At 71.6% G+C, this 24,274-nt stretch carries 25 protein-coding genes and 1 tRNA gene; 22 read left to right on the top strand and 4 right to left on the bottom strand.

Going from position 1 to position 24,274, the window contains the following annotated elements:
- Positions 1 to 4 precede the first annotated feature (4 nt).
- Positions 5 to 1,153, bottom strand: coding sequence for a hypothetical protein (locus tag IF22_RS0109355; RefSeq protein WP_030330392.1), 1,149 nt, complete (start codon positions 1,151 to 1,153; stop codon positions 5 to 7).
- 528 nt (positions 1,154 to 1,681) lie between these two features.
- Here IF22_RS0109355 and lxmK point away from each other — a divergent pair.
- The 18 genes from lxmK to IF22_RS0109265 all read left to right on the top strand — a co-directional run bounded on the left by lxmK (position 1,682) and on the right by IF22_RS0109265 (position 19,534).
- On the top strand, positions 1,682 to 2,764 hold the full coding sequence (gene lxmK / locus IF22_RS0109350; RefSeq protein ID WP_030330391.1) for a class V lanthionine synthetase subunit LxmK: 1,083 nt from the start codon (positions 1,682 to 1,684) through the stop codon (positions 2,762 to 2,764).
- Positions 2,761 to 3,720, top strand: a complete 960-nt coding sequence (locus IF22_RS0109345; protein WP_051708270.1) for a T3SS effector HopA1 family protein — start codon at positions 2,761 to 2,763, stop codon at positions 3,718 to 3,720. The genes lxmK and IF22_RS0109345 overlap by 4 nt, the downstream gene beginning before the upstream one ends.
- Before the next feature lie 102 nt (positions 3,721 to 3,822).
- Positions 3,823 to 4,005, top strand: a complete 183-nt coding sequence (locus IF22_RS0109340) for a hypothetical protein (RefSeq protein ID WP_030330389.1) — start codon at positions 3,823 to 3,825, stop codon at positions 4,003 to 4,005.
- Positions 4,006 to 4,076: 71 nt separating this feature from the next.
- Complete coding sequence (locus tag IF22_RS0109335) at positions 4,077 to 4,265, top strand: LxmA leader domain family RiPP (RefSeq protein ID WP_030330388.1); 189 nt, start codon at positions 4,077 to 4,079, stop codon at positions 4,263 to 4,265.
- Between the two features lie 85 nt (positions 4,266 to 4,350).
- The gene (locus IF22_RS0109330) at positions 4,351 to 5,367 is read left to right on the top strand and encodes a methyltransferase (RefSeq protein WP_081883762.1); all 1,017 of its coding nucleotides are present in this window, start codon (positions 4,351 to 4,353) and stop codon (positions 5,365 to 5,367) included.
- Between the two features lie 24 nt (positions 5,368 to 5,391).
- Positions 5,392 to 7,161, top strand: coding sequence for an ABC transporter ATP-binding protein (locus tag IF22_RS0109325; RefSeq protein ID WP_030330386.1), 1,770 nt, complete (start codon positions 5,392 to 5,394; stop codon positions 7,159 to 7,161).
- The gene (locus tag IF22_RS0109320; RefSeq protein WP_030330385.1) at positions 7,158 to 8,123 is read left to right on the top strand and encodes an LLM class flavin-dependent oxidoreductase; all 966 of its coding nucleotides are present in this window, start codon (positions 7,158 to 7,160) and stop codon (positions 8,121 to 8,123) included. Before IF22_RS0109325 ends, IF22_RS0109320 begins: the two co-directional genes overlap by 4 nt.
- Positions 8,120 to 8,755, top strand: coding sequence for a flavoprotein (locus tag IF22_RS0109315; RefSeq protein WP_051708268.1), 636 nt, complete (start codon positions 8,120 to 8,122; stop codon positions 8,753 to 8,755). Before IF22_RS0109320 ends, IF22_RS0109315 begins: the two co-directional genes overlap by 4 nt.
- Complete coding sequence (locus IF22_RS33655; protein WP_051708267.1) at positions 8,752 to 9,648, top strand: aminoglycoside phosphotransferase/kinase family protein; 897 nt, start codon at positions 8,752 to 8,754, stop codon at positions 9,646 to 9,648. Before IF22_RS0109315 ends, IF22_RS33655 begins: the two co-directional genes overlap by 4 nt.
- 9 nt (positions 9,649 to 9,657) lie before the next feature.
- On the top strand, positions 9,658 to 12,249 hold the full coding sequence (locus IF22_RS33650; protein ID WP_051708266.1) for a M16 family metallopeptidase: 2,592 nt from the start codon (positions 9,658 to 9,660) through the stop codon (positions 12,247 to 12,249).
- Between the two features lie 10 nt (positions 12,250 to 12,259).
- A complete protein-coding gene (locus IF22_RS0109300) occupies positions 12,260 to 12,736 on the top strand; it encodes a hypothetical protein (RefSeq protein WP_156057406.1) in 477 nt (158 codons plus the stop codon).
- Positions 12,733 to 13,044 carry a transcriptional regulator gene (locus IF22_RS0109295; protein ID WP_030330380.1) on the top strand — a complete coding sequence of 104 codons (312 nt, stop codon included), beginning with the start codon at positions 12,733 to 12,735 and terminating at the stop codon, positions 13,042 to 13,044. The genes IF22_RS0109300 and IF22_RS0109295 overlap by 4 nt, the downstream gene beginning before the upstream one ends.
- Before the next feature lie 53 nt (positions 13,045 to 13,097).
- Positions 13,098 to 14,249, top strand: a complete 1,152-nt coding sequence (locus IF22_RS0109290) for a nucleotide disphospho-sugar-binding domain-containing protein (RefSeq protein WP_156057405.1) — start codon at positions 13,098 to 13,100, stop codon at positions 14,247 to 14,249.
- The gene (locus IF22_RS0109285; protein ID WP_030330378.1) at positions 14,246 to 15,169 is read left to right on the top strand and encodes an ABC transporter ATP-binding protein; all 924 of its coding nucleotides are present in this window, start codon (positions 14,246 to 14,248) and stop codon (positions 15,167 to 15,169) included. Before IF22_RS0109290 ends, IF22_RS0109285 begins: the two co-directional genes overlap by 4 nt.
- Complete coding sequence (locus IF22_RS0109280) at positions 15,166 to 16,020, top strand: ABC transporter permease (protein WP_030330377.1); 855 nt, start codon at positions 15,166 to 15,168, stop codon at positions 16,018 to 16,020. The genes IF22_RS0109285 and IF22_RS0109280 overlap by 4 nt, the downstream gene beginning before the upstream one ends.
- Before the next feature lie 56 nt (positions 16,021 to 16,076).
- On the top strand, positions 16,077 to 16,712 hold the full coding sequence (locus IF22_RS0109275; RefSeq protein WP_051708265.1) for a GOLPH3/VPS74 family protein: 636 nt from the start codon (positions 16,077 to 16,079) through the stop codon (positions 16,710 to 16,712).
- A gap of 5 nt (positions 16,713 to 16,717) precedes the next feature.
- Positions 16,718 to 17,929: a glycosyltransferase gene (locus tag IF22_RS0109270; protein ID WP_030330375.1), complete on the top strand. Its 1,212-nt coding sequence runs from the start codon at positions 16,718 to 16,720 to the stop codon at positions 17,927 to 17,929.
- Between the two features lie 309 nt (positions 17,930 to 18,238).
- Positions 18,239 to 19,534: a helix-turn-helix domain-containing protein gene (locus tag IF22_RS0109265; protein WP_081883761.1), complete on the top strand. Its 1,296-nt coding sequence runs from the start codon at positions 18,239 to 18,241 to the stop codon at positions 19,532 to 19,534.
- 121 nt (positions 19,535 to 19,655) lie between these two features.
- Here the strand turns inward: IF22_RS0109265 and IF22_RS0109260 are convergent, their stop codons facing one another.
- Entirely contained in the window at positions 19,656 to 19,862 is a 207-nt protein-coding gene (locus tag IF22_RS0109260; protein ID WP_030330373.1) for a hypothetical protein, read from the bottom strand.
- Positions 19,863 to 20,172: 310 nt separating this feature from the next.
- Between IF22_RS0109260 and IF22_RS0109255 the strand changes: the two genes are divergently transcribed.
- From IF22_RS0109255 to IF22_RS0109240, 4 genes are all read left to right on the top strand, one after another.
- Positions 20,173 to 20,568 carry a hypothetical protein gene (locus tag IF22_RS0109255; RefSeq protein WP_030330372.1) on the top strand — a complete coding sequence of 132 codons (396 nt, stop codon included), beginning with the start codon at positions 20,173 to 20,175 and terminating at the stop codon, positions 20,566 to 20,568.
- A 379-nt stretch (positions 20,569 to 20,947) separates the two neighbouring features.
- Entirely contained in the window at positions 20,948 to 21,217 is a 270-nt protein-coding gene (locus IF22_RS0109250; protein ID WP_030330371.1) for a LysR family transcriptional regulator, read from the top strand.
- 124 nt (positions 21,218 to 21,341) lie between these two features.
- On the top strand, positions 21,342 to 22,580 hold the full coding sequence (locus IF22_RS0109245) for an FAD-dependent oxidoreductase (protein WP_030330370.1): 1,239 nt from the start codon (positions 21,342 to 21,344) through the stop codon (positions 22,578 to 22,580).
- A 121-nt stretch (positions 22,581 to 22,701) separates the two neighbouring features.
- Positions 22,702 to 22,778: transfer RNA gene (locus IF22_RS0109240), tRNA-Ile, on the top strand.
- Positions 22,779 to 22,825: 47 nt separating this feature from the next.
- On the opposite strand, the gene IF22_RS0109235 is transcribed toward IF22_RS0109240, so the two are convergent.
- Together IF22_RS0109235 and IF22_RS0109230 are read right to left on the bottom strand one after the other, a co-directional pair.
- Entirely contained in the window at positions 22,826 to 23,386 is a 561-nt protein-coding gene (locus tag IF22_RS0109235) for an AAA family ATPase (RefSeq protein WP_030330369.1), read from the bottom strand.
- Between the two features lie 8 nt (positions 23,387 to 23,394).
- Complete coding sequence (locus IF22_RS0109230) at positions 23,395 to 24,213, bottom strand: alpha/beta fold hydrolase (RefSeq protein ID WP_051708264.1); 819 nt, start codon at positions 24,211 to 24,213, stop codon at positions 23,395 to 23,397.
- Between the last annotated feature and the right edge of the window lie 61 nt (positions 24,214 to 24,274).

Here is a 24,274-nt window from a genome sequence, read left to right as displayed (position 1 = left end):
CCGGTCAGTCCGGCACGCCGGCGCGTTGCCGCACTCCCCGGGGAATCCAGGACGGCGCTCCGCCGTCCAGATTGCGCTCCTTCTCGACGAACGCCAGGTTGTGGTAGAAGTGCACGCCCCCGATGTCCGGGTCGGTGAAGGCAGGGGTCCGTCCGACGATCTCCTCGTGGTGCAGGCCGTCGACGAGCGTCTTGAGGAACCCGAGGCTCGTCGCCGGGTCGTCGTAGGTCCCGGCCCGACCGCCGAAGGTCGGCCAGTACGACGTCTGCAGGTCCTCCATGACGTACAGGCCGCCGTGGCGCAGGACGGGGAAGAGGGAGGCGAACGAGGCGAGCAGGTGGGCGCTGACGTGGCTGCCGTCGTCGATGACGATGTCCGGCCGGCCCATCACCTCCACCACCCGGGCCAGGTCGGCGGGGGACGACTGGTCGCCCTGCAGCACTGTGACCCGCTGGTCGGTGAGGTGCGACTTGTCGACGATGTCGAGCCCGTAGACGAGCGCCCGGGGAAAGTAGCGCCGCCAGACCTCCAGTGACGCCCCGCCGCGGTGCTGGTCACCGAACCCGCCCACCCCGATCTCCAGGATGGTCAGTGGCTGGTCGCGCAGCGGGCCGAAGTGCTGCTCGTACCGGCGGGGGTAGGTGTGGTGGCCCCACTTGTCGGAGCCGTAGCGGACGCAGAGTTCGGCCAGGCCGATGTCGTACGGCCGGTCCAGCGCGTCCACGAGTCGGCGGACCACGTCGTAGGCGGGCAGTGGGCGGTCGAACGCCGACGGGTCCTCCAGGTGCCCCCAGTGGACCACCCGGCTCGCGCTGGACTGCGCGCCGCGCGGCCCGAACAGGCTGCGGACCACCTCGGTGAGGTCCTGGGTCAGCGACGCGTCGGGCGTCCCGACGGGCTCGGGGAGGTGTGCGATCCCCGCCGACCCGACCTGGAGCCCGTACCGGATCGTCGCGTCGCCGTGCCGCAGTCCCACCTGGACGGCGACGTCGGGGCCCGCCGGCACGTCCGCCCGGTGCAGCAGCTCGCGGACCACGGTGGCGGCGACGGCGTCCGCCCCGAGGTCGTCGATCACCGCCGTGATGCCGTCGGCGCTGCCCCCGGCCGCGGAGATGAGTCTGCCGAGTCCCGTTCGATCCACAGTCGTCTGCATCAGAAGATCATAAATGTCTACAGCAGTGTTTCGGGGTACGTGGCAGACCCGACGACCGGTCGCCCGGTGCTGTCGCGCGGACCGCTGGACGGGCCCTGACCAGCCACTTTGGCGCATCCGAGCGGGCCGTTGCGGCGGCCTCGCCGTCGCTGGGCCAGCGGATCGCCCAGTTGCGAAAGTTGGAACCCGGGAAATTCCCGGGGTGAATCCCCGTCGATCCGCGCTGACCTGGGATTTCGCCGGCTGACCGGCCGTCCTGCCGGGTTCGGCCAACCGGTACATCGGACAAAATGCCACGGCCCGTAGAAACGAATTTAATACGGCCCGACATCGATGCCTTGCCGGGTCCTACCCGGTCGTGATTATCTTCAACCACGCCGCTCGCCGGTACGACAGAAAGACAGTCGAAAGGCAGGCGGAAGACCGGGTCCGGCGCCCTCGCCGGAATATTCAACTGAACGTTGGCTGCGCCTTGGCGTGCCCGTCCGAGAATTGTTGGAGGTGGCGACGGTGGTCACGAAACACGTGATGCCGATCGACTTGGACTCGGTCCCCGAGGTTGACGAAGTGCTGGTGGAGCTGGGTGTCGGCCCGTTCGTACGGGACACTGTCTCTGCTCCAATCGGCCGTAACGACGCCTGGTCGGGAGTCACCGAAAGCGGTCGGGACGTTTTCGTCAAGCGCCTCACCGGACAGGTCGAAGACACCAAGAACAGAATGCGCAGGCTGCTCGACTTCGAAGCCTACGCCGCGAAGGCCAATTTCGAGAATGTGCACTGGCCGCAGTTCATCGGCAGCCACCCCGACCACCGGATCGTCGTTTTCGAACGAATCAACGACGCGGTGAACGGTGCCGCGCTGATGGTCGACGAGACCTTCAGCCTGGCCCACGCGCAGCAGGTCGGCCGGGCGATCGGCCACCTGCACGCGACCCCGCCACCGGAGGGCCTGCGCCTCGACGAGTCGCCGCCCGGGTTCCCGCCGGTCACGTTCCTGCAGGGCCTTCCGCTCTCGGTGTTCCTCAAGTCGAGTGCCGGCGAGATCGAGGCCTGGCGGCTGTTGCAGAACGACCCCGAGCTGATCGCCGCGGTGCAGCGCCTGCGCGACGCCGAACGGGACGCCCCCCGCGTCCCCTCGCACTGCGACCTGCGGGTGGACCAGTTCCTGGTCGCCGAGGACGGGTTGTTCCTCACCGACTGGGAGGAGTTCCGACTGGCCGACCCGGCCCGTGACGTCGGCGCGTTCGCCGGGGAGTGGGTCTACCGGTCGGTGCTCGACCTGGTCACCAATCGGGGCGACGAGGCGTTCGTCGACACCGAGTTCACCCACGAGCTGGTCCTGCAACGCGGTGTCGAGAAGATGCGCCGACTGCTGCCGCTGGTGCACGAGTTCTGGCGGGCGTACACCGACGTCCGGCCGGACATTGATGCGGGCCTCGCGGTCCGCGCGACCGCCTTCGCCGGCTGGCACCTGCTGGACCGGCTGGTCGCTGGCGCCCTGTCCTCGTCGCGGCTGTCCGCCATCCAGCGCGCCGCCGCCGGCGTCGGCCGCGCCGCGCTGGTCAACCCCGAGAAGTTCGCCACCACCCTCGGCTTTGGAGGTGCCCGATGACGTTGCAAGCCCAACCACTGGCCGAGGAACTGGCCCCCGCGATCCGGGACGCGGTCCGTCAGATCCGGGTCTCCCCGGACCGGACCACTGCCGTGATCGGTGGTCGCGAGGTCGTCGCCGACTTCCCCCGCGAGCTTCGCCGGTTGCTCGCCGAATCCATCTACAACGTGCTGCACTCCGGCCAGCCGGACGGCAAGGTGCCGACCCGGTTGCGGGAGGACGCACTCGAGGAACGCTTCACCGCGGCCGTGCCGCACCGGCAGATCCAGGTCGGGGCCGTCGTCCGGTCCACCGTCCAGCGCGACGCCGCCGGACGCGGACGGATCCTCGTCGAACGTGAGGGCCTGCGGATCTGGGCGCCGATCGAAGCGATCACCACGACCGGGTACGCCCCGGGCGAGCCGGTGCGGTTGGCCGTACCGCCGTGGCGGGCCGCGCTGTCACCGGGCTTCTTCCTGGTCGACGGTTCCCGGCAACGGGACACCTCCCGGGGTGTGCTGCGGGTCTACCTCAACGTCCTCGACGTGGATCACGCGGTCGAGGCCTGGCGCGAGGTGCTCACGTTCCTCGAGGAGCGCCAGGTGCCGTACCGGGCGAAGGTGCTCTCGGCCCGGGAGCTCTATCCCCGACGCGACGCGATAGTGGTCTACCTGGGCAGCGACTGGCAGCACGTCGCCGCCGACCTGGCGGAGCTGGCCCAGGGCCTGCGCGGCACCGGCCCCGAGACGTCGGTGTTCGTCGAGCGGATCGCCCCCGGCGTCGGCACGGCCTGGGAACCGGTCGACGGCAGGTCCGGCAGGCAGGGGCTGAGCTTCGGCCAGCACCGCGCCACCGTCCTGGCCGCGGCACTGGTGGAGGCCGCCGACGACCTCCAGCGGGTCGACTCGCTGATCGTCTCGCGCTTCCGGGAGGCCGGCATCGACCCGACCAACCCGGCCCGCAACACCACCGTCTGAAACCGACCGACAACACATCGCCAAGACCTGAGCTCGCTTGCTGGGAGGGTCAACAGGGGCGTTCCCAGTTTGGAGCTCAGTGCTTCCCCGAAGGAGAGAGAAGTGAACACGGACATCACCAAGAGCGACAACATCATGGAGCTCGTGTCCAGCTACGAGACCTACCTCGAGGCGGACGACGACCTGGGTGTCTCCGCCGTCGCGGACGCCCCGGCGACCACCTGGTACTGCGCGAGCGCCGCGGTCAGCTTCCTCACCGCCGCCACCTACGAGGCGACCTGCTGACCAGCTCTTCCCCGATCCCGTCCGCGCTCAGGCGGACGTCAGGTAACACCACGCACACAGAGGAGAGGTACATGCAGGAGAAGGCGAACAACATCGAGGAGCTGCTGGCGGGCTACGAGACCTACAGCACCGCCGAGGACATCGACCTCTCGGCCGTCTCGGACGCTCCCGCCACGACTCCCGGCTGCGCCATCGTCAGCGCCGGCGTCAGCTGGATGAGCGGCCAGGTGGTCTCGAAGACCATCGACGACGGCTGCTGAAACGAGTACCAGGTCCGGAGCGGCGGGCCGGAATCCCGCCGGCCCGCCGCTCGGACCCTGCCGACCCCTAGCGAGGTGCACCGCGATGACTGAGATCCCGCCCTTCCAGCAACTGTTGACCATGACCGACCTTCTGGTCCCGGCCGCCGTCCGCGCGGCCGCCACGCTCGGCATCGCGGACCACATCGCGGCCGGCGCCACCACCGCTGCCGAGATCGCCCACCGCGCCGGCAGCGCCCCCGACGTGACCGGGACGCTGCTGCGCTACCTGGTCGAGATCAAGATCCTGGAGAGCGGCCCCGACGGGGAGTACGCACTGACCCCGCTGGGCGACCCGCTGCGCTCGGACCATCCGCAGAGCGTGCGGCAGGTCCTGCGCAACGACGGCATGATCGGCAGCATCACGCTGAGCCTGCTGCGCCTCGACCACACGGTGCGTACCGGTCGGCCGGGCTACGCCGCCGAGTTCGGCCGGGACTACTGGGACGCGGTGAACACCGACCCCGCCTTCGTCGCCGAGTGGCGCGAGCAGGGCGAGGCCGCCGACGAGCTCGACAAGCAGGTGCTCCGCTGGGACGCCGGAAAGATCATTTCCGAGTACGACTGGAGCGGCGTCGACAGTTTCATCGACGTCGGCGGTCACCTGGGCAGCCTGACCATGGCCCTGGCCCGGGCCCACCCGCACCTGCACGGCACCCTGCTCGACCTGCGGAACGTGTCGGCGGAGGCCGGTCGACGCTTCGCGCGCAGCGACGTCGCGGACCGGGTGACGGCGGTGCAGGGCAGCTTCTTCGACCCGCTGCCGCCCGGCAAGGACGTGTACCTGCTCTCCGCCATCCTCGCGGACTGGTCCGACGACGAGGCGGTCCTGATCCTGAAGCGCTGCCGGGAGGCGGCCGGGGCCACCGGCCGGGTGCTGGTCGCCGACATCGCCATGCCGGTCTCCGGCCCCGGCTCGGAACTTCAGCTGCGGTCGATGATGCCGGCGCCCACGCGGACGGTCGAGGACATCGAGCGGCTCGGCGCCGAGGCCGGCCTCCAGGTCTCCTGGCGCGGCCCCGCGACGGCGGTCCGGACCCTGATCGAGTTCACCGCCCACTAGCACAGCTGCCGAACGGAGAATCCCATGCGACACCATCCGCCGGAGGCGCGGCAACAAGCGGACCGGCCGCTGCGCATCCTGCGCGACCTGGCCACCGGGCACCCGGGCACGATGCTGCTGATCGGTCTGCTCGCCCTGGCGTCCACCGCCGGCACCCTGGCGCTGCCCTGGGCGGTCGGTCGGCTCATCGCCACGCTGGGCGACGGCGCCGCCGACCGTTGGACGGTCTGGCTGATCGTCTTCGGGCTCGGCGCGGCACTGGCCAACACGCTCGCCACCTTCCTGCTCTCCCGGCTGGGCCAGCGGATGATCTGCCGGCTGCGGGTCCGCACCATGGGCCACGCGCTGCGTCTGCCGCTCGCCGACGTACGACGCGAGGGCAGCGGCAACCTGGTCACCCGGATCACCGCTGACACCTCGCGGGTCAAGAAGCTGATCGACGTCGGCCCGATCCAGCTCCCGATCGCCGGGCTCACCGCCATCGGCACGTTGGTGATCATGGGCTTCCTGGACTGGCTCCTGCTGGCCGTGACGGTGGGCGCGTTCGCGGTCGCCGGCGGCCTGATCACCCTGGTGGTCAAGCGACTGCGGCGCAGTTACGTCGCGGTGCAGGAGTCCACCGGCCTGCTGGCCCAGCGGTTCGTCGCGGCCGTCGACGCCGTCAAGGTGATCAAGGCGTACCGGGCCGAGGAGTCGGTGAGCGCGGACCTGGCCACCCACGCCGAGACCGTCGCCCGCCGCGAGATCGACGCCGCCCGGATGGAGGCCCTGATGACCCCGGTGGTCAACCTGGGCCAGCAGATCGCACTGGTCGCGGTGATCACCGGGGGCGGCGCGCGGTTGGTCGCCGGCACCCTGTCGCTGGCCGACTTCGTGGCGTTCCTGCTCTACCTGCTTCAGCTCACCGGCCCGTTCATGATGATCGCGGCGGGTGTCACGGCACTGAAGATGGGCACTGTCGCCCGGGAACGCTTCACCGGCCTCTTCGAGAAGCCCCAGGAGTCCGGCGGCGAGACCGCGCAGCCGGTCACCGTTCCGGCCGGTCCGGTGCCGGCGGTGCAGTTCGACCACGTCGACTTCAGCTACGGCAGCACGCCGGTGCTGCGGGACGTCTCCTTCGAGGTGCCGGCCCGTGGGCTGACCGCCATCGTCGGCCTCTCCGGAGCGGGGAAGAGCACCGCGGTGGAGCTGATCCAGCGCTTCGCCGACGTCACCTCAGGCAGCATCCGGGTGCAGGGCCGGGACACCCGCAACTGGCCACTCGCCGACCTGCGCGCCCAGGTGGCCTACGTGGACCAGGCGGCCAGCTCGGTGCAGGACACCGTGCGCCGCAACCTCACCCTGGGCCGTGGCGACGCGGCGTTCTCCGACGGGGAGCTGTACGCGGTGCTGCACCGCGTCGGCCTGGCCGACGAGATCCGCCGCAAGCCGCAGGGCCTGGACACCGTCCTGGCCGGCGACGTGGACCTCTCCGGCGGTCAGCGTCAGCGGCTCGCCATCGCCCGGGCCATGCTGACCGACGCCCCACTGGTGCTCCTCGACGAACCGTCGTCGCACCTGGACAGCATCAACGAGCAGAAGCTCCGTGACCTGGTCGACGACCTGGCCGCCACCCGCGCCGTGCTGGTGGTGGCGCATCGGATCTCCACGATCCAGCACGCCGACCACGTGGTCATCCTCCAGTCGGGCGAGGTCGTCGGTCAGGGGCCGCACGACGAGCTTCTGCGCAACTGCTCGAACTACACCGATCTGGTCCGTGGCCAGATGCTGGTCGGAACAGGAGCCCTGGCATGACGCACTACTCGATCATGATGCCGTTCGCGCCGCGCCGCCCCGAGCAGCTGCTGCCGTTCGCCGCGCTCACCCAGTGGAGCGAGGCATCCTGCCTCTGGCAGGGGCAGGGCAACGTCGGCGACACCCACATCAGCTTCTCGTACGCCGCGGCCAGCGGTTTCCGGGTCCCGATGGGCACCTCGGTCAACCTCATGCCGTTCCTGCACCCGTACGACGCCGCGCTGCGCGCCCAGACCCTGGCGGTGGCCACCGGGCACCGTGTGGTGGCCGGCTTCGGCCCCGGTGGCGCGTCGTTGCAGCGCGGCACGCTCGGTGCCCCGTACCGCAGCCAGCTCGGCGCGGTCCGCGAGTACGTGACGATCGTCCGGTCCCTGTTGGAGACCGGCAAGGTCAACCACCAGGGCGAGTTCTTCTCCTGCGGCATGGAACTGGGCACGTTCCCCCGCCCGGCCATCGAGATCGGGCTGGGCGTGCTGCGGCCCCGGATGGCGGAGTTGGCGGGTGAGGTCGCGGACGTGGCGATCACCTGGCTGACGCCGGCCTCGTACCTGCGCGACACCGTGGTGCCCGCGCTGCGCCGGGGTGCGGAGCGGGCCGGGCGGCCGATGCCGCGCGTGGTCGCGATCGTGCCGATGGCGCTGCGCACGCCCGACCGCGACCCGGTCGACCTCGCGCTGAACAGCAACTCCGGGCACATGCGCCTGCCGCACTACATCGACATGTTGAGTCGCTCGGGCATCGACGTGGACATGGCCGACGACCCGCGGGCCAGCGGTCGGGCCCTCGTCGAGGGTGGCGCCTTCCTCTACGGCGACCAGGAGGAGCTGACGCAGGGCATCAAGGAGTTCAGCGCCGCGGGCGCCGACGAGGTGGCGTTCAACCTGGCCGGGGTCTGCGTGACCTACGGGGCCAAGACCACGCTGGGCGAGCTGGAGACCATCCTCGGGAACGTGGCGCGATGAGTGCCGGGCCACCGCTGGAGTTCCTGGAGACACCGGAGCTGGAGCTGAGGCGGCTGCTGCTGGTGATCACCGGCTCGGCCGCGGCCAGCAACGTGCCGACCTGGCTGAACTGGCTCCGGGAGACGTACCCCCGGCTGGAGGTGGCAGTGGTCGCCACCCCCAGCGCCCTGCGGTTCGTGACCCGGCAGGCGCTGAGCCTGCGGACCGACCACGAGGTGCTCGTCGACACCTGGGAGGACTGCGAGCGGGCTCGGCACGTCGAGCACGTCGAGTGGGCGGACGCCATGCTGGTCTACCCGGCGACGTTCCACTTCGTCGCCCGGCTCGCCCTCGGGCTCGCCGACAGCCCCGCGCTGCTGGCGATGCAGTGCACCTCCGCGCCGGTCGGCCTCTCACCGGCGCTGCCGCCCGGTGGCCTGGACAGCCCGGCGTTCCAGCGGCACTGGGCGACGCTGGCCGAGCGGCGCAACGTGGCCCTGATCCCTCCGCTGCCCGCACGCAGCCTCACCACCGGCCGCGACGACGGCTGGGTGAGTCCACCACTGCCGGAGGCGCTGCGCAGGCTGGAGGCCCGCCGTCGCGAGCTGGCCGAGGTGGACGTGCCGGTCCTGACCGGGGGAGCGACCCGATGACCACCGCCACAGTGACCGCGCCGGCCGGCCGGGACTTCGGCACCGGCCTGCTGGTCACCGCGGTACGCCCGGAACCCGCCGGTGGCTACCGGTGGCGGCGCGCCCCCGGGCCGCTGGCGCCCGCGCCGTTCGTGCCGACCGGCACCGCACCGCACCGGCTCGGCACCGCACGACCGGGCGCGACGTCGGTGCACTGGGTCGTGGGTGAGCCCGACGGCGACGCCCGCACCTACCGGGTACGGGGCACGACCTCGGTGGCCGCCGTCCTGTTGGGCAACGGCCCCGAGCCGGCGATGGCGTCGCTGTTGCACGGACTCGGCCAGGCGCTGCGGGAGCTGCACGCGCAACCGCTCCCGCCCGGTGTCGCGGCGGGGGGAGCGCCGCGCGGGCTGGTCCGGTTCACCCGCTGGCTCAACGGGCGCTCACCGCACCCGCGTGGCGCGTACGCCGAATCCCTGCTGCGCTCCCGGCTCGGCGGCGCGGCCCTGGCCCGGGTGCGGGAGCACACCGCCCAGATCGCCGCCGCCGACGAGCGCGTCCTGTGCCACGGTGCGCCCGGTCTGGGCTCGCTCATTCCGGCGGAGGGGGAGCCGGCGGCCGCCGACGCGCTCATCGGCGAGGACGTGTGCGCCGCGCCCTGGTACTACGACCTCGGCTGGGTCCTCGGTGAGCTCGTCGAGTTGCAGTGGTATCTCGGCGGCGACCGGCCGGCGTGGCAACTGTTGATCAACGCGTTGCTCGACGGTTACGGCCGCGAACTCGACGACCGGTGGCGCGAGACCGTCGCGTTCCGGGTGCTGCTGCACGTGCACGACTACATCAGCTACGTCGGCTGGGAGCCGAAGGTCTTCGACAAATACACCGGGTTCGCCCGGCACCTGCTGTCCTCCTGAGGAAAACCCATGACTGTCCCGGTTGGGTCACGGCCCGCTCATCCGCTGCACCGGCGCACGCTGCCGAACGGCCTGCGCGTGGTGCTCCTGCCCCACTGGCCGACCCCCCGGTGCGCGGTGAGCGTCCACTACGGCACCGGCTTCCGGGCCGAGTCGCCGGGCAGCGAGGGGATCGCCCACCTCGTCGAGCACCTGATGTTCCGGGGCAGCGAGAGCCTGCCGGACGGGCGGTTCTACGACGACCTGCACCCGCTCGGCGGTACGGCCAACGGCACCACGCACGCCGACTACACCGACTACTTCCAGGTGGTGCCGGCCGCGGCGCTGGAACAGGCGCTGTTCCGGGAGGCGGACCGGATGCGCGCGCCGCGGTTCACCGACGCCGAGCTGGCCAGTCAGCTCGTCGAGGTGGGCCGCGAGATCGAGAGCATGCGGGACAGTCGGCTGTACGGCAAGCTGCCGTGGCCGGGCCTGCCCGAGGTGATGTTCCGGTCGTTCGCCAACGCCCACGACGGGTACGGCGACGTGGCCAGACTGCGGACGTTGACGGTCGACGACTGCGCCGCCTTCTTCGACGCGCACTACGTACCCGCGAACGCGGTTCTCACGATCGTGACCCCGCACCCGGCGGCGGCGGTCTGGCCGCTGGTGGAGCGGCACTTCGCGGGCGTGCCCGCCCGGCCGGCGGACCCGCCGCCGTGGATCGCCGAGCCACCGCCGGACTCCGACCGGCAGGTCCGTCAGCGGGTCCCCGACGCGACGCGGACCGCGCTGGCACTCGGCTACCGACTGCCTGATCCGCTGCGCGAGCTGCCGGACTACGTGGCGTGCATGGTGCTGGGCTGGATGACCACCCGGTGGCGGCCGCCGCGCTCCGGCGTACGCGCCAGCGCCGGCTGCGGCTTCTTCGGGCCGCTCGACGCGTTGGCACCGGATGCCTTCGTGGTGACCGCCGTGCTGCCGGACGACGTGACGCCGGACGGCTTCGTCGCCGACCTGGCGGCCGAGTGGTCGGGCCTCGGCGATCCGGCGCGGGCCGGGGCCGAAGTGCGACGGGCGGTTGCCGAACTGGCCGGGCAGCACCGCCGGCGGCATGCCCGGCTGGAGGAGCGCTGCCGCGCGCTGGGCCGCTTCGAGCTGCTGTTCGGTCGGGCGGAGCTGGTCGACGACCTGCCCCGCCTGATCGCGGACACCTCGGCTGAGCGGGTGTCCCGGGCCGCTGCGGCGCTTGCCGCCGCGCCGAGCGCGCTGCTCGTCGCCGGCCCGCACGGGGAGGATCGGCCCATCCGGCGGCCGGACTCCGCAGCGGTCGGGGCGCCGGGCCGGCGTCCGGGCCGGGCCCGGCGCACCGCCGCGCAGCTCGGTTCCAGCCCTGGCGGGCCGCGCCAGCTGCCCGAGCTGGGCGCGGCCGTCCCGCCGACGCTGACCGGGGCGCGGGAGATCAGCCTCGGCAACGGTCTGCGGGTCATCGCGATCCCCGATCGCCGGGCCGAGCTGGTGGAGCTGCGGTTGCGGCTACCGCTCGGGCCGGACGGCTGGCGTGATCCGCGGCGGGCCGCCGAGCTGCTGCGGGTCCTCGGCGCGCACACCGACGCGGCCCGGCGGGTCGCCGCCATCGGCGGTGAGGTGCAGCTGGCGCAGGACGGCCAGTGGGCCGACCTGAGCGCGTGGGCGCCGGTCGCGCAGTTGCCGGCGTTGCTGCGCGTGGTGGCCGACGTGCTGGTTCCCGGGCCGCTGCCGGAGTGGCGACCGCTGCCGCCGGCCCGGCCCGCGCCGGTCGCCCCACAGCAGCGGATGGACGAGGCGCTGCGCCGGCACTGGGCCGGTCGGACCGGGCCGGCACCGGTCGACCCGAGCGCGCTGCACCGGCGGGTGTTCCGACCGCAGCACGCCACGCTGGTCATCGTCGGCGCCGCCGACGCCGAGGTGCTCCTCGCCCCGGTCGCCGACGTCCTGGGCAGCTGGCCGGCCGGGCCCGCTGCCCGACCGGCACCGGACGATCCCGGGCCGCAGCTGCTGCTGTTGCGGGAGGCGGCCGGCGACACCGTCCATCTCACGCTCTCCGGGCGTGAGCCCGAGGTCGGGTCGGCGGAGCCCGCCCGGTATCTGACCACCGCGCTGCTGGGCGGGCACACCTCCGCCCGGCTGGCCGAGCGGTGTCGTCGCCTGGGCCACGCCGATGTCATGGTGGCGCGTCGCGACGTGCTGGCCGGGTACCGGCGGGCGTCCGTGCGGCTGGCAGTGCCGCGGGACCGGATCGACGAGGCGGTGGCGGGGGTCCGTGCGGAGGTTGCCGCGCTGATCGCCGAGCCGCCGTCGCAGGAGGAGCTGGCGGCCGTGCGCCGGTACTGCTCGGCGCAGTTGCTGTCGGCCTTCGACTCACCGGCGGGGCTGGCGGACGCGCTGCGGCACACCACGGCATCGGGGCGCGGACTGGACTGGGTGGTGCGACGGCCCGAGCTGCTGCGTACGCCACGACCCGTGGACGTGTCCGCCGCTGCCCGGGACCTCTTCGGCGCGCTGAGTCACACCGTCGTGCTGGGTGATCCGCCCGCCGACTTTTCGACCTATCGACTTGCCGCTGTGGAAAGTCGAGCCTAGACTTTCCATTATGGAAACAGGAGGAATCATGAACCGGATAGGCCCGCAGGAAGCGCGCCAGGCACTGGTCCAGGTCGCCGGTGGCCGCGAGATCATCGCCGACCGGGCCGTCGCGCCCTGGTGGTACCACCTGGGTATCGGCCTGTCCCTGCTGTGGGCGTTCGCGGCGGTCTCCATCGGCTGGGCGTGGATCCCGTACGGCGTGATCATCGGTCTGCTGGTCGGGCCACTGCTGTTCAACCTCGCGGCCAACCACGTCACCGGCATCTCACTGGACCGCTACCACGCGACCCCCGGCGCCCGCCGGATCAGCGTCCGCGCCGGTGCGGCGCTGCCCGCGCTGATCGTGCTCGGACTCGCCCTCGAATGGGGTGCCGACCTGCGCGGCAGCATGGCGGTCTGCGGCGTCGTCATGCTCGTCATCACGATCGTCGCCGGCCGTCGCATCGACGCGGCGCTCGTACGTGACCTGGGCCGGCGGGCATGAGGTCCGGCTTCGACGAGGTCATCCACCCACTCAACCGACTGCAGATCTGCGCCATGCTCAGCCGCGTCGAGTCGCTGTCGTTCTCGACCATCCGCGACGCCCTGGCGGTCAGCGACTCCGTGCTCAGCAAGCAGCTCAAAGTGTTGCAGGAAGCCGGTTACGTGACAGTGCGCAAGGAGTCATTCAATTCTCGAATCCACGCTTGGGTGGCGCTCACACCGCTCGGTAGAACTGTCTTCACCGCGCACATGGCCGAGCTTCGCCGAGTCGCCGACAGCGTGGTGACCGACGACCGCCCCCGTCCGTAGCGACCTGATCGTTCGCACCGGCGGCGGCCAACCTGGAAGAGGGGGGAACAACCGTGACGCCAGCCCACTCGCCGCCCGGAGCCCACATCGCCTTCATGTCCGTGCCGCTGCACGGTCACGTGAACCCCATGCTCGGCGTGGTGGCGGAGCTCGTCGGCCGGGGGCACCGCGTCACCTTCGCCACCGCACCCGCCTTCGGTGCGCTGGTCGAGGAGGCGGGCGCCGCGCTGGTGCCGTACACCTCGACGTTCCCGTCGCCCGGCACCCCCGGGCGCGGATGGCTCGCCACCGACGACGACGGCCGGCAGGCCGCCGCGGTCTTCGCCCGCGAACGCGACGTCGCGCTGCCGCAGGTCGCGGCGGCGTACCAGGGCGACCGCCCGGACCTGATCGTGTACGACACCGTCACCGCCCACGCACCGCTGCTGGCGAGGCACTGGCGGGTGCCGGAGGTGCAGTTCTCACCGACCCACGTCTTCTACTCCGGCAGCGAGGAGCAGATCGGCGCCCCCGTGCGGGTCGCCCCCGACGTCAAGCCGTGCGTGGTGGCGATGCCGCGATCGTTGCAGGTCAACGCCGCGCAGGTGGACGACTCGTACCTCTTCGTCGGCCCGGTGCCGTGGCGTCGACGCACCGACGGTGACTGGACCGCCCCGCCGGGCCGCCCGGTGGCCCTGGTCTCGCTCGGCACCACGTACAACACCCGGCCCGGTGTCTTCGCCGACTGCGCGGCGGCATTGGCCGGCGACGGCTGGCACGTGGTGATCGCCACCGGCACCACAGTCGATCCGGCCGCGCTGGGCGACCTCCCGGCCGGCGTCGAGGTGCACCGCTGGGTGCCGCAGGTGCGGGTGCTGGAACAGGCCGGCGTCTTCGTGACCGCCGGCGGCACCGGAAGCGTCCTCGAAGGGCTCACCCAGGGCGTGCCGCTGGTGGTGGTCCCGCAGGGCGTCGAGCAGTTCGTGACCGCCGCCCGCGTCGAGGCCCTGGGCGTCGGCCGGGTCGTCCCGCCCCGGGCCTTCGACGCGGAAGCCGTGCGCGACGCGGTGCGGGCCGTCACGACCAGCCCCGAAACCCGGGTACGGCTCGACGAACTGCGCGCCGAGATCGCCGCCGCCGGTGGTGCCCGCGCCGCCGCCGACCACATCGAACTGCACCTGCCCCTGGCCGGGGCAACCCCTGTCGAGAAAGGACGCGCGGCATGACGAGCACTCTCACCGCACCGGATCCGGTCCGGACCGCCCCCGCGGAGCCGCCGCCCGTGGTGCGGGTAAGCGGGCTGCGGATGAGCTACGGCACCCAGCAGGTGCTGCGTGGCATCGACTTCACCATCACCCAAGGCCAGATCGTCGCCCTGCTCGGGCCCAACGGCGCCGGCAAGAGCACCACCATCGAGATCCTGGAAGGCTTCCGGCTCCGGTCCGCCGGTGAGGTCAGCGTGCTCGGCGTCGACCCCGCCCGTGGCGACGAGGCGTGGCGGGCCCGGCTCGGCATCGTCCTGCAGTCCTGGCGTGACCACGGCAAGTGGCGGGTCCGGGAGCTGCTGTCGCACTTCGGCTCCTTCTACCGGCCGTACGCGACCGACGGCGTGACCCGGCCCTGGGATGTCGACGAGCTGCTGGCCGCCGTCGGGCTGACCGAGCAGGCCGACAAGCCCATCGCCGCGCTCTCCGGCGGGCAGCGCCGCCGCCTCGACATCGCCGTCGGCATCGTCGGCCGGCCCGAGGTCCTCTTCCTGGACGAGCCCACCGTCGGCTTCGACCCGCAGGCTCGGCAGGAGTTCCACGAGTTGCTCCGAACCCTGGCCGACGCCCGGATGACGATCCTGCTGACCACCCACGACCTGCACGAGGCCGAGAAGTTGGCCGACCAGGTGCTGATCCTGGCCGGCGGTCGGATCGCCGCCCGGGGGACCGTCGCCGAGCTGGCCCGCGAGTTCGGCGGGGAGGCCGAGGTGACCTGGACCAGCGGCGGCCGGGCGCACAGCGCCCGTACCGCCGATGTCTCCGCGTTCGTGCGGCAGCTGATCCAGGATGGCGCAGAGGTCGACGACCTGCGGGTGCACCGGGCCGGTCTGGAGGAGATCTACCTGTCCATGGTGGCGGGCGAGGAGGCGAAACGATGAACGTGACGGGCAACGCCGTACGGCAGGGCCTGAGTCGTGGCGGCACCGAGCTCCGTCAGGTGCTCAGCAACGGCCAGGACCTCGGCAGCAACCTGGTGTGGCTGATCGGCCTGCTGGCACCGATCTACTTCCTGCGCGACAACATGCTCGCCGGCACCGACGTGTCGGTGGCGGCCTTCGTCCTGCCCAGCCTGCTCAGCATGTGCATCGGCTTCAACGGCCTGCTCAACCTGGCGCAGCAACTCGTCGTCGAACGCGAGGACGGCACGCTGCTGCGACTCAAGGCGCTGCCGCACGGGATGGTGTCGTACCTGATCGGCAAGGTGCTGCTGGTCGCCGGCATGGTCCTGGTCGCCTGGGTCGCGGTGCTCGGCACCGGCGCGCTGCTCGTCGACGGTCTGCACCTCGGCGAGGCCGGGCGGTGGCTCACCCTGCTCTGGCTGCTGCCGCTGGGCCTGCTGGCGATGCTGCCCCTCGGCGCGGTCTTCGGCTCGCTGATCGAGAGCCCGCGCAGCATCGGTCTGATCATGCTGCCGGTCTTCGCCCTCGCCACCATCTCCGGCATCTTCCACCCGATCGCCGGTTTCCCGACCTGGTTGCAGGTCGTCGCGCAGGTGTTCCCGCTGTACTGGCTGGGGTTGGCGGCCCGGTCCGCGCTGCTGCCGGAGAGCGCCCTCGCCGCCGAGATCGGCGAGTCGTGGCGGCACTGGGAGACGGTGGCGGTGCTCGGCGGCTGGGCGGTGCTGGGCATGCTGGCCGCGCCGGTGGTGCTGCGCCTGATGGCCCGCCGCGAGTCCGGTTCCACGATGGCCGCCCGCCGCGACCGCGCCCTGAGCCGCCGCGCCGCCTGACCCTGATCCACCCGTAGCTGTTCGATGTTCATCCGATCCCACCGAGGAGAGTGTTCATGTCCCGACTGGCCGAAGACCTTGTCCTGCTGCTGCTCGACGACGAGAGCGGGCGCAGCACCGTCGACCTCGGCCGCCGGTACCGGGCGGTCGGCAGTGCCGTGCTGCTCGACCTGGTGCGGGCCGGTCGCATCTCGATCCCCGCGTCGGACGACGCCCGGGAGACCCGGGTGGTGGTCTCCGACGGCACCCCGACCGGCGACCCCGCCCTGGACACCGCGCTGGCGAAGCTGGGGGAGAAGCCGACCAAGGTCGGCTGGGCCGCCGAGAACCTCGGGCACGACTGCTGGAAGCCGCTGCTGGAGCTGCTCACCGCCGACGGCGCGATCCGGGTCGAGGAGAATCGCGTGCTCGGCCTGGTGAAGACCCGCAGCTTCCCGACCGCTGACGGTTCGCGGGAGCGGGAGATCCGGGCCGGGATCGACGCGGCCCTCAACGGCGCGCGGCCCGACGAGGAGACCGCCGTGCTGATCACGATCCTGCACGGCATCGGCGCGGTCCCCGGTGCCCGGGACGAGGCGACCCGGCAGCGGGCCGCCGAGATCGCCCGGACCGCCTGGGCGTCCGGCCCGCTGCGGGACGCCTTCCACGGGCTGGACACGGCACAGCTCCTGATCCTGTTCGCCGCGAGCTGACCGCCGTGTCACCCGCCGCCGACCTGGTCCTCGTCGTCGACCACCAGCTGCCGACACCGGACCGCGACTCCGGTTCGTTGCGCCTGCAACGCGTCATCGACGAGCTGCTCGCCCTCGGGCGTCAGGTCGTGTTCCTTCCCCAGAACGGGACGGCCGAGCGGCAGTACGCGGACAGGTTGCGGGCGGCCGGCGTCGGTGTCATCACCGACCGGAGGCAGCAGATCCGGTTCCTCGCCGACCAGGGGCACCGGATCGGCCTGGCGCTGCTCTGCCGCCCCGAGCCGGCGGTGCAGATGCTGGCGCGGGTGCGCGACGCCGCGCCGGGCTGCCTCGTCGCGTACGACACGGTCGATGTGCACTTTCGTCGACTCGACCGGCAGGCGGCGCTGGCCGCCGCGCAGAACAGCCCGGACCGGTACGCGCTGCGCGCCCGAGCCGACAGCATGCGGGCGGTGGAGTTGCTGCTGACCCGGGAATGCGACGTGACGCTGGTGGTCTCCGACGAGGAGCGTCACCTGCTGCGGGAGTTGGTGCCCGACGCGTGGGTCGAGGTGCTGTCGAACATCCACCGGCCGGCGCGGACCACTGCGCAGCGGGCGTCGACGCCGAGGGTGCTCTTCGTCGGCAACTATCTGCACGAGCCGAACGTCGACGCGGCCCGCTGGCTGTGTACCGAGATCATGCCGCTGGTCTGGGCCGAGATGCCGGAGGTGACGGTAGATCTGGTCGGTGACGCGGCGCCGCCGGCGGTCAGGGCCATGGCCGGTGACCGGGTCACCGTGCACGGCTGGGTGCCCGATCTGGCACCCATGTACCGGCAGGCCCGGGTGGCGGTCGCGCCGCTGCGCTACGGCGCCGGCGTGAAGGGCAAGGTGGGTGAGGCGATCGAGTACGGCGTACCGGTGGTGGGCACACCGATCGCCTTCGAGGGCATGGGCCTGGTGGCTGGCGTCGACGTCCTGGGCGGGGAGACCGCCGCGGAGCTGGCCGGCGAGTTGGTCCGGTTGCTGCGCGACGACGAGCTGGCCGGACGCCTCGCCGCGACGGCCGGAGCGGGGCTGTCGGCCCGGTTCGACGCCCGGGTGGCCCGGGGGGTGCTGGACCGGTTGCTGAACCGCTCACCTGCCGGTGCCGCACCGCGCCAGGCGTCGTCGCCCGGTGTCGATTCGAAATCTTCAATAGCGACTTGTCGGACTGCGTCGGTTTCGGTGGGATAGAGGGGAGCAGGCGCGACCCGCCCGGAGGTGTCCAGTCGGACCCCGTCGGGCAGGTAGCCGGGGCCAGTCATATACCGGAGTCATCACCTCCGGGCCGTGACGGGTCCCGGCCCCCGCGAGCACCTTCCCCCGGGGTTGCTCGCGGGGGCGTTCACCGCCCCCGCTCCCGTACCCCGGTATGGTCCCGGCAGAATTCAGCGCGGGCCATTCGGCGGAGGCGATGCGTCGGCGTGCTCGGCGTATTCTGCTCCCTGGTCCAGCGTCGGACCGCGTCGTATTGGATTACGGAAAGGCACACGAGGTAGTCGCATGGCCACGCAGATTGCTCAGCCCGACTTCGGGCGACGGCTGCGACGCCTCCGCACCGAACGCGGAATGTCCCAACGGGACCTTGCCGTGGGTGCGGTCAACCAGTCCTACATCTCGCTGCTCGAGTCCGGCACCCGGGTGCCGACGCTGGAGGTCGTCGCCCACCTGGTCGGTGTCCTCGGCGTACCGATGGCGGCCCTGGTCGACGACGCCGCCCTGGACCCGGCGCCCGCGCCGACGCCGGGGCCGCGACCGTCCGACGACGGTGCGCGACCGCCAGTGGAGGCCGCCCGGCTCGCCCAGGAACTGGTCACCAGCAGCGCCATCGAACAGGGCGATCTGGTCCGCGCCGAGCAGGGGCTGACCAGCGCCTACCGTGCCGCCCGGGAAGCCGGCGAGGCGGCGTCGATGCTGAGCCACGGCCTGGCCCTGGAACGAATCCTGGAGCAGCGCAACGACCGGGTCGCCCGACACGCGCTGCTTGAGGAACTCGTCGAGGTCGCCGAGAAGACCGGCGTCCCGGAGGCGCTCGTGCGCGCCCGCATCGCGCTGATCGGGGCGGCCCGTGACGTGGGCCGCCTCGACGAGGCCTTCACCCACATCGAGCTCGCCGAGCAGGAGATCACCAGCACCGCGTTCGTCCGTGGCAGCGAGCACATTCGCCTGTACGCGGTGCACATCTCGGTGCTGAGCGACGCCGGCGGCGGGGCCGAGGTGATCCGGATCGTCGAGCGGATGATGGCGATGGCGCTGGAGCTGGACAGCCCCGCCATCACCGGTCGCGCGCACTGGGTGGCGAGCATCGCGATGGCCCGGATGGGCGAGGTCGAGCGGTCGCTGGAGCACCTGCGCTCGGCACGGGAGATGCTGGCCAACCCCACCACCTCGCTGCGGGACTGGGCGCGGTTCGCCGCCGCGGCGGTGTCCGCGCTGATGGACGCCGAAGCCGACCTGTCGGAGATCACCGCGCACATGGTCGCCGCCCGCGCCGCCATGTCCGCCGCCGATCTCGCCACCTCACCGTCCGCCGCCGCCAGCCTGGAGGTCCGGTACGCGGTGGCTGTCGGCGAGCCGGAGCGGGCGCTGGAGATCGCCAGCACCGTCGACGAGGCCGACCTGTCGGCCATCGAGCGGGTGCGTTTCGTCCTGGCCGTCGGCCGGGCCCAGCGCCGCTGCGGGCGGTCCGAGGAAGCCGCCGGCTCGTTGCGCCGGGCGGCTCAGCTCGCCGAGGCGGCTTCGGCGTACCGGCGGGCGGTCCAGATCTGGCGTGAGGTGGATGACGCCCCGGCGTCCTGAGCCGGGTCCGTGAACAAGCGGTGGGCACATGAAGAAGCCCTCCAGCACCGTCAGGTGATGGAGGGCGCGAAGCCGGCCGCGGCTCCCTCGCTGCCGCGACCGGCTGATCGAGCGTCGTCGTTCACCAGGGCCAGTCGGCCGACGCCGGGGCCGCGAGCTCCGGCGCGTCGGCGACCGCGACGACGCCGGTCTGAGACGTGTCGGTAGCGGCCTCGTCGGTGGCCTCCGAGCCGGCGAGCGCGATCGCGGCGAACGCGATCGCCGGCATCACCAGGCGGCGAACGAGGCGGGAGTCGTCAGTGGCGGCGGCTGCGGTGTGCTTCGTCATGCCTCTATGTCTAGTGGCTCGCGTCGCGCCGGTGGAGTCTGGTTCGAATTTTTTGGAGCCAGGCTGATCGGGGGTGGCGTAAGGCAGCCGGCTGCCCTTAAAATCGCGCGCCGCCCCGCCTGCGGCTGGGCTGCTCTTTCAAGAGTTCGATATGGCGTTGCCCGCCCCGTCACCCGATGGCTGAGATTGCTTCGGCGAGAGCACGGCAATGTGATCGGTAACCTGCCGCATCATTTCCGCCGCGCCGCTTCCCGAACCATCGATCGGTATTCGGAGGCAATTCATGTCCCTGTCAGGAAAAGTCCGCCGGGTGGTCACCGCGACCGTACTGATGACTGCCGCCGCGGTCTCCGTCGCCGCGCCCGCGCTCGCCCGCCCGTCCGCCACCACGTCCGTGCTGCCCCTGGCGTGGCAGGTGGCCTATGACGGTGCCACGGCGAGCGGCACCCAGACCGTCCAGCAGGACCCGCTGGGCGTCGGCCAGAAGCGTACGGTCAAGGGCATCATCACGACCGGCACCGCCACCGGCTGCTTCCACGTGCAGATCCAGCACGGCGGCACCACCTGGGAGTCGCCGGTGACGTGCGCCGGCGAGAGCCCGCAGTCGTTCGTCACGACCTTCCAGACCTTCCTGATCGGTCGGCCCTCCGCCACCGCCCGGCTGTGCGCGGGCACCGCCTGCGGCGCTTCGACGACGCTCTGGTGACCAGTGCCGGGTGCGCCGCCGCGGCCCGCTGGTCGAGGTCGGGTGTGGGCGGCACCGACAAGCGGTAATCACGAGGACCTCCGGTCGAGGTGGGACTGCCACCTGCGACGGAGGTCCTCGTCGTCGTGCGGGACGACCGACCGCCAACGGCGGTCCTCGTCCGATCCAGTCATCGGGTATGACTCACTCTCCTGTAGCGCATGACTCTGATGGAGTCACCACACGTTGGCTGTGTACTTCCTGAAAGCTGCTCTGACCGGGCACGATGCGGCTGGGACTTCCGCCGGACGGTATTGACCGGCATGACGAAAGTCATTACTCTGATGACTGCCTGGTGATGACAAGCCAAGCGGAGCCAGTCGATATTCGGGGGTATCAGGTGAACGAGCGCGAACTACAGGCCTTCGTCGCGGTGGCCGAGCACGGACGGATGGACATGGCGGCCCGGGCCCTGGGCTACTCGCAGCCCGCAGTGAGTTACCAGATCAAGTGCCTGGAGATGACCCTCGGCACGAAGCTGTTCGTCCGTACTTCCGCCGGCGTCACGCTGACCCGCTCCGGCGCGTTGATGCTGCCGTCCGTCCAGGCCGTCCTCACGCTCATGCGCGGCATCAAGGCCACGACCGCCGATCTGGCGCTCGCCGGTTGACGTTCCCTCCCGAACCCCGGGGCCTCGGACCTGCCGAGAACCCGGGGTTCGTTCGCGTCCACGTACTCCTCGCCGTCCGTGGCAACCACCGAGGTCGCGCTGCTGATCGGCTTAGGATGAGGGCATGGGCGCTGAGGTCGACGTCGTCATCATCGGCGGCGGCCTGGCCGGCCTCGCCGCCGCCCGCCGACTGCACCGCGCCGGCGTGCCCTGGCGGCTGGTGGAGGCCAGCGGCCGACTCGGCGGTCGAGTCGCCACCGACGTGATCGACGGTCACCTCATCGACCGGGGTTTCCAGGTGCTCAACACCGCCTACCCCCGGCTCGGCACGCTGCTCGACACCGGCCAGCTCAACCTCGGCTACTTCACCTCCGGTGTGCTGGTCCGCAAGGGCGACAACCTGCTGCGGCTGGTCAACCCAGTGCGCGAACCGACCGGCGGGCCCGGCACCGCGCTCGCCGGGGTCGGCTCGCTGTTCGACCGGCTGCGCTTCGCCGCGCTCGCCACCGGCTGCGCCACCCTGCCCACGTCCCGGCTGCTCGCCGCGCCGGAGACCAGCACCGAGACGGCGTTACGCCGCGCCGGCCTCTCCGACGCCTTCATCGAGGAACTGCTGCGACCGTTCCTCTCCGGTGTCTTCATCGACCGGGAGCTGTCCACCTCCAGCCGCGTACTGGCAATGGTGCTGCGCTCCTTCGCCCGCGGCCGGATCGGCCTGCCCGCCGAAGGGATGGCCGCGCTGCCACTGGCCATCGCCGCGCCGCTACCCGCCGACCTGCTCGACCTGGACACCCCCGTCGCGGAGGTCGCTCCGGGCCGGGTCCGCACCCAGGCCGGCGACATCCGCTGCCGGGCCGTCGTGGTCGCCGTCGACCCACCCGCCGCGTCCGCGCTGCTGCCGACCCTGGCGACGGTACGCATGCACAGCTACACCACCTACTACCACAGCGCGCCCGAGCCGCCCCTCACCGAGCCGATCCTGCTCGTCGACGGCGGCCGGCGCGAACTCGTCGCCAACACCGTGGTGCTCAGCAACGCCGCCCCCACATACGCGCCGACCGGACGACACCTGATCGCCACCTCGGTGGTCGGCCCGACGGCCCCACCCGAGCCGACCATCCGGGCCGAGCTGACCCGGCTGTACGGCCGCTCCACCGCCGACTGGACCCACCTCACCACCGTCGCCGTCCCCGAGGCGCTACCCGCCGCACCCCCACCGCAGGGCCAACTGCGCAAGCCGGTGGCGTTGGGGGAGGGCCTGTTCGTGGCCGGTGACCACCGGGACAGCCCATCGATCCAGGGCGCTCTCACCAGCGGCTGGCGCGCCGCCGGCGCGGTGCTGGACGAGCTGCGTGCCGGCTGACAGGCGTACCTGAGCACGCTGTTATATTCCTGTTGCCCATCGTGCTGGCGCAGGCGTGGGCGCCGGCCGGCGCGGTGCTGGCTGCTGACCGCCGAGCGGGATAAGATCCGGCGCGGTGTTCGGGGCGGTAGCTCAGCCGGTTAGAGCAGGGGACTCATAATCCCTCGGTCGCGGGTTCGAGTCCCGCCCGCCCCACCAGCCGTCCCCCCGGTCAGCCATGCCGCCGACGACCCGGAAAACCACCGTCAGTGCCGGCCTTCAGGTCTCGCCAGGAGCGTGCCCGAGATCCCCCCGGTGGCCCGGAGAACGATTTGCTGGGCTGCCTGGGCGGGCGTGAGGTGCGTGGTGTCAACGACCTCGGCCTCGGCATGCAGCCAGGTGCGGGCCGCCTCGGCGTAGGGCTCAAGGTATTTGAGGCGGAACGGGGAGGGGACGGGGTGTTCCTCCTCGATTCGCCTACGGAGGGTGTCCTGGTCGGCGTGGAGGACGAAGTGCCTCACCGGTATGGCGTGCTGGGCGAGGCCTCCGCTGATCTCGCGCCAGTACTGCTCGACCAGGACGGTCATCGGCATCACCAGAGTGCCGCCGGTGTAGTCGAGCACGCGGTGGGCGGTCTCGACGACGAGCTGCCGCCACGGCGGCCAGTGCTGGAAGTTGTCCGTCTCGGGCAGCCCCGGCGTGATGTCCATGAGTGTCTCGCCGACCTTCTCGGCGTCGAACACCCGTGAATTCGGGATCAGTTGTTGCACGAGCGCGCTGGTCGTCGTCTTGCCCGCGCCGTGGGTGCCGTTGATCCATACGATCACGGCGCACCCTAACGCGCATGAGCAACCGGGCGGCGTTCTGGACGCGATCCTGAGTCGGGACGATTCCCGAGTTCGGACAGAAAGGCGCGAACGGCGGCGGCGAACTGTGCCTGAGCGTCGTGATGCACCACGTGACCGGCGGGCAGCTCGGCAAGACGAGCCTGGCCGGCGCGACGGGCGATCATCTCGCGAGCGTGGTCCGCCGCCAGTTCCTCGCTGCGCGTACCACGGATCAGGAGAGTAGGGCAGCTCACCGAAACCCAGTCCTTCCAGTGGTCACCGCTGAGTGCCTGCTGGGACGCGACCGTGTCGCCGATGTCGAATGAGAAGCCCCATCCGTCCGTGAACTGGCGGAAGGAACACTCCAGGTAGGGCGCCGCCGCGCCCAGTGCCGAGGTCAGCGCATCGCGCGACGGCGCGTGGCGGGGGAGGCTGGTCGTGAACGACCAATCAACGTCCACGTCCGCGCCGATGTCCTCGACGATCAGCGCGGTGACCCGGTCCGCGTACCGCCCGGCGTACTGGTAGGCGTTGACTCCGCCAAGTGAGTGGCCCAGCACCGCCACGGGGCCGACCTGCAGGTGCCGGTGGAACGCGGCGAGGTCGGCGACATAATCGTCACGCGCATAGCTCTCGGCACGGTCCGACGCTCCGTGCCCGCGCTGATCGAGCGCGATCACCCGCCACTGCGGTGCCAACGCCTCAGCCAGCGGCGCGAATGCCGACGCCTCGTTGTAGTGCCCGTGAAGAGCCAGGAGGGGAGCACCCGGGCCACCGAAGTCCAGATAGGAAAGAGTCCGACTCCCAACGGTGAAGAACCTACGCATGACCTGGGATGTTAGACCCGTGGTTCCCCGCGCGTCGGGAGCGGTGTGGGGGTCCGAGTCC

The sequence above is a fragment of the Micromonospora parva genome, from assembly GCF_000718515.1.
GTDB classification, from domain to species: Bacteria; Actinomycetota; Actinomycetes; order Mycobacteriales; family Micromonosporaceae; genus Micromonospora; species Micromonospora parva.
This window is presented reverse-complemented; position numbering and strand designations above follow the sequence as displayed.